This window comes from Rhodococcus sp. ENV425 (genome assembly GCF_002887785.1).
In the GTDB taxonomy this organism is placed as follows: Bacteria; Actinomycetota; Actinomycetes; order Mycobacteriales; family Mycobacteriaceae; genus Rhodococcus; species Rhodococcus aetherivorans.
Genome location: NZ_PCZU01000176.1, coordinates 1,406 through 6,380 on the forward strand (window position 1 = coordinate 1,406; position 4,975 = coordinate 6,380).

The window sequence follows — 4,975 nt, forward strand, 5'->3', positions numbered from 1 at the left end:
CCATCGTCGCGCGTGTCGAGGAGGACCACGGGGACCTCGGGGGCGTGTCGCGCCAGCGCGTCGGCGATGCGGTCGGCGTCGCGGCCGAGCAGCACCACCCCGGCGAGGCGGGGTGCGACCTCCGCCACCAGGTCGTCGACGTGGGCGCCCTTGAGCAGGCCCCCGGCCACCCACACCACCCGGTCGTGGGCGAGCAGCGACGTGCGGGCCGCGTGCGGATTGGTGGCCTTCGAATCGTCGACGTACTCCACGCCGCCGACGGTGCCGACCGGGGCGGCGCGGTGCGGACCGACCCGGTGCCGGCGCAGACCGTCGTGCACCGCGGAGGCGGGGACGTCGATCGCGCGGGCCAGCGCGGCGGCGGCGAGCGCATCCGACAGGCCGGCCGGCCCGGCAGGGGTCACGTCGACGACCGAGGCGAGCACCGCCGAGTCGGCGAAGGCCCGGTCGACCAGAACGTCGCCACTGATGCCGAGCTCACCGGGCTGCGGGTAGCCGAGCGTGAAGCCGACGGTGACGACGGCACGGGACCGGTCGCGCAGGCCCCCGGCGATCGGATCGTCGAGGCCGAGCACCCCCACGGTGCCGGACAGCGCCCGTGCCTTGGCGTCGATGTAGCCCGCCATCCCGCCGTGCCAGTCCAGGTGGTCCTCGGCGATGTTGAGGATCACGCCGGCCTCGGGCCGCACGGACGGCGCCCAGTGCAGCTGGAACGACGACAGTTCCACGGCGAGGACGTCGGCGCGGGGGTCCGCGCGGCGCAGCGCGTCGAGGACCGGCAGGCCGATGTTGCCGCACGCCACGGACGCGAGCCCGGCGGCCTCGAGGATCGACTGCAGCATCGTCGTCGTCGTGGTCTTGCCGTTGGTGCCGGTGACGACGAGCCAGCGCCGCGGCGGGCCGTAGATCTCGGCGCGGTCGATGCGCCAGGACAGCTCGATGTCGCCCCAGATCGGCACGGCGGCGCCGGCGGCGTGCGAGAGCAGCGGCGCGTCGGGCGCGAAGCCGGGGCTCGTCACGACCAGCGCATACTCGTGCAGCGACGACGCGTCCGCGACGAGGTCGTCGAGATCGACGGTGTCGGCGCCGAGCTCACGGCTGCGCGCGAGGGCCTGCGGGTCGCGGTCGGTGACGGTCACCGTTGCGCCGAGGTCGCTGAGGGGGGCGAGGGTGGCACGACCGGACATCCCGCCGCCGGCGACGAGCACGCGGGCGCCGCGGAGCCGGTCCAGGTCTTGGCGGCGCAGTTCGTCTGTCACGGTGTCAGTCCCCGATCGCCGCTAGGTATTCGCTGTAGAACAGGGCCATGCCGATGGCCGACGCGATGGCGGCGAGCAACCAGAACCGGATGATCACCGTCGTCTCCGCCCAGCCGCCGAGCTCGAAGTGGTGATGGAACGGCGCCATCCGGAACACGCGACGCCGGCTGGACCGGAACACCGCCACCTGGATGACGACGGACGCCGCCTCGGCGACGAACAGGGCGCCGATGACCACCATGAGCAGCTCGGTGCGCGTGGTGACGGACAGGCCCGCGAGCATGCCGCCGAGGGCGAGCGAGCCGGTGTCGCCCATGAAGATCTTCGCGGGGGCGGCGTTCCACCACAGGAAGCCGATGCACGCGGCGGCGCCGGCGGCGCACAGCAGCGCCAGGTCGAGCGGGTCCCGCACGTCGTAGCAGCCCTTGCCGGGGTCGGCGACGCACGAGTTGCGGTACTGCCAGAACGTGATGATCACGTAGGCGCCGAGCACGAGGCTCATCGACCCGGCGGCGAGCCCGTCGAGGCCGTCGGTGAGGTTGACCGCGTTGGACCACGCGCTGACGAGCAGGTACACGAAGAGGATGAACACCACCGCGCCCATCGAGACGGTGGCGATGTCGCGCACGTAGGACAGGTGGGTGCTGCCCGGGGTGAGTCCGTCGCCGTTGCGGAACTGCAGGGCGAGGATGCCGAACGCGACCGCGGCGACGAGCTGACCGACCAGTTTGGCGGTCTTGTTCAGGCCCAGATTGCGCTGCTTGCGGATCTTGATGAAGTCGTCGAGGAAGCCGACGCCGCCGAGGGCGGTGGTCAGGCCCAGCACGAGCAGACCCGAGGCCGACGGTCCCTCCGCCCCCTCGTAGGCCAGACCGATCGCGTGCGCACCGAAGTATCCGGCCCACAGGCCGGCGAGGATCGCGACGCCGCCCATGGTCGGTGTGCCGCGCTTGGACTGGTGGCTCTGCGGTCCTTCGACGCGGATCTCCTGACCGAATCCCTGCCGCGAGAATGCCTTGATCAGCACCGGCGTCAGCAGGATCGACACCGCCAGTGCGATTCCCGCGGCGAAGAGGATCTGTCTCACCGTGCGGCCTCCGTTTCCGTTCCTGCCGTACCCGCCGTTCCTGCGAGGATCGCCTCCGCCACCGTCCACAACCGGACGGACTGCGAGGCCTTGACCAGTACCAGGTCGCCGGGCCGCAGCTCGCGCTCGAGGAGCTCGATCGCGGCGGCGGCGTCGGGGACGTGGCTCGCCTCGTCGCCCCAGGATCCTTCCATCACCGCACCCTGGTAGAGACCGCGGACCGGGCGGGTCGCGCCGACCGCGACGATGCGGGTGACGTCCAGGCGCACCGCGAGCCGGCCGATGGCGTCGTGCTCGACGACGGACTCGTCACCGAGTTCGCCCATCTCCCCCAGCACCGCCCAGGTCCGGCGCGGGCTGTCGCCGGCGCGGGCCATGGTTACCAGCGCCTTGAGCGCCGCCCGCATCGAGTCCGGGTTGGCGTTGTACGCGTCGTCGACGACGGTGACGCCGTCGGCACGGGTGCGCACGTCCATACGGTGCGCCGACACCGCGCCGGCACCGCCGAGCGCGGTCGCGACCTGCTCGGGCGTGGCGCCGCACTCGAGCGCGACGGCCGCGGCCGCCAGGGCGTTGCCGATGTGGTGCTCGCCGTGCACCGCGAGGGTGACCGTGGTGCGGCGCTCGGTGCCGTCGTCGCGCACGACGAGGGTGAACGTGGGACGGGCGTGCTCGTCGAGGTGGACGTCGGTGGCCCGGACCTGCGCGGCCGGGTCGCTGCCGACGAGCACCACGCGGGCGCGGGTGCGCGGTGCCATCGCGGCGACCAGGGGGTCGTCCGCGTTGAGGATCGCCACGCCGCCCTCCTCGGCGGCCGGCAGGGCCTCGACGAGCTCCCCCTTCGTCCGGGCGATGACCTCCTGGGAACCGAATTCCCCCAGGTGGGCGGTGCCGACGTTGAGCACCACCCCGATGCGGGGCGGCGCGACGGTGGCGAGGGCGGCGATGTGCCCGGGTCCGCGGGCCGACATCTCCAGCACCAGGAATCGGGTGTCGGTGGTGGCGCGCAGCGCCGTCCACGGATGCCCGAGCTCGTTGTTGAAGGAGCCGGGAGGGGCGACGACCGGGCCGAGCGGCGCGAGCACCGCGGCAAGCAGGTCCTTCGTGGAGGTCTTGCCCGCGGATCCGGTGACGCCGACGACGGTCAGCCCGGCGGCGGTGAGCTCGTCGACCACGGCGCGGGCGAGGGCACCCAGCGCGGCGAGGACGGCGGCACCCGAGCCGTCGGGGTCGTGTTCGAAGGCCAGCGAGTTGGTCTCGACCGGCGGCACCGGCGGCACCACGACGGCGGGCACACCCACCGGTCGGGCGGCGAGCACCGCGGCGGCGCCGGCGGCGATGGCGTCGGCGGCGTGGTCGTGCCCGTCGGAGCGGGCCCCCGGCAGCGCCAGGAACAGCCCGCGCGGGGTGACCTTGCGGGAGTCGAACTCGACGGTGCCCGTCACCTCGACGGCCGGGTCGTCGACGTCGTGCAGTGTCCCACCGACCACCTCCGCGATGCGGGCGAGTGTCATCGGGATCATTCGGTGCCTCCGTACTGCTCGCTACCTGCGCCGGCGAACCGGTCGATGGCCGCGGCGAGCACTTCGCGGTCGTCGAAGGGGTGCTTGACCCCGTGGATCTCCTGGCCGGTCTCGTGGCCCTTGCCTGCCACGAGGACGATGTCGCCCGGGCGTGCCCAGCGCACGGCCGCCTCGACGGCGGCGGCCCGGTCACCGATCTCGCGGATCTCCCCCCGCTGCTGTTCGGGGACGGCGCGGGCACCGGCGAGCAGCGCGGCGCGGATGACCGCCGGATCCTCGGTGCGGGGGTTGTCGTCGGTGACGACGAGCAGGTCCGCCCCACGGGCTCCGACGTCGCCCATGAGCGGACGCTTGCCGTGGTCGCGGTCGCCGCCCGCACCGACGACGACGGCGAGCCGGCCGCCGGCTGCCCGTCCGCGCAACGTCGCGATAACGGCCTCGAGCGCAGCCGGCTTGTGCGCATAGTCGACGACGGCGAGGAAACCCTGCCCGCGGTCGACCCGCTCCACCCGTCCGGGTACGTCGACGTCGGCGATGCCGGCGGCCGCGGCGTCGACGTCGACCCCGACCGCCGCGCACACCGCGACGGCGAGGGCGGCGTTGGCGACGTTGTAGTGGCCGGGCAGGCGCACCGCGACGCGCCGTGCGGTGCCGTCGGGCCCGGCGAGGGTGAACACCTGGGAGCCGGACGGCTCGGTGCGGACCGCCGTCGCCGTCCAGTCGGCGGTTCCGGTGGTGGCGACGGTGCGCACCGCCTCGGGCTCCGCAGGGTGGGCGGCCCGGGCGATCCCGGCCATCCGCACGCCCCACTCGTCGTCGATGCACACGACGGCACGGCGGGCCCGCACGGGCGAGTCCGCCGCGAAGAGCCGGGCCTTCGCCCCGAAGTAGTCGTCGAGGTCGCGATGGAAGTCGAGGTGGTCCTGGGACAGGTTCGTGAAGGCACCGACCGCGAAGCGGACCCCGGCGACCCGCCCCAGGGACAGGGCGTGGCTCGAGACCTCCATCACCACGGTGTCGATGCCCTGCTCGCGCATGGCCGCGAACAGGGCGTGCAGCTGCGGGGCCTCGGGGGTGGTGAGCGCGCTGGGGACCCGCCGGCCCGC

Annotated in this window: 4 protein-coding genes; all 4 read right to left on the reverse strand. The window is 73.8% G+C overall.

Features of this window, described 5'->3' with window-relative positions:
* A partial coding sequence (gene murD / locus CQZ88_RS14240; RefSeq protein ID WP_258008600.1) for a UDP-N-acetylmuramoyl-L-alanine--D-glutamate ligase occupies nt 1–1,187 on the reverse strand: 1,187 nt, incomplete at its 3' end.
* A 76-nt stretch (nt 1,188–1,263) separates the two neighbouring features.
* Nucleotides 1,264–2,346 carry a phospho-N-acetylmuramoyl-pentapeptide-transferase gene (gene mraY / locus CQZ88_RS14245; protein ID WP_003934158.1) on the reverse strand — a complete coding sequence of 361 codons (1,083 nt, stop codon included), beginning with the start codon at nt 2,344–2,346 and terminating at the stop codon, nt 1,264–1,266.
* Complete coding sequence (gene murF / locus CQZ88_RS14250; protein WP_065922494.1) at nt 2,343–3,869, reverse strand: UDP-N-acetylmuramoyl-tripeptide--D-alanyl-D-alanine ligase; 1,527 nt, start codon at nt 3,867–3,869, stop codon at nt 2,343–2,345. Before murF ends, mraY begins: the two co-directional genes overlap by 4 nt.
* Nucleotides 3,866–4,975, reverse strand: a 1,110-nt coding sequence (locus CQZ88_RS14255; RefSeq protein WP_258008598.1) for a Mur ligase family protein, incomplete at its 5' end; no start/stop codon positions are given. The genes CQZ88_RS14255 and murF, both read right to left, overlap by 4 nt.

Bases quoted from the DNA above. Each gene is read 5' to 3' on its own strand.
- murF (WP_065922494.1), bottom strand. From the start codon at position 3,869: ATGATCCCGATGACACTCGCCCGCATCGCGGAGGTGGTCGGTGGGACA.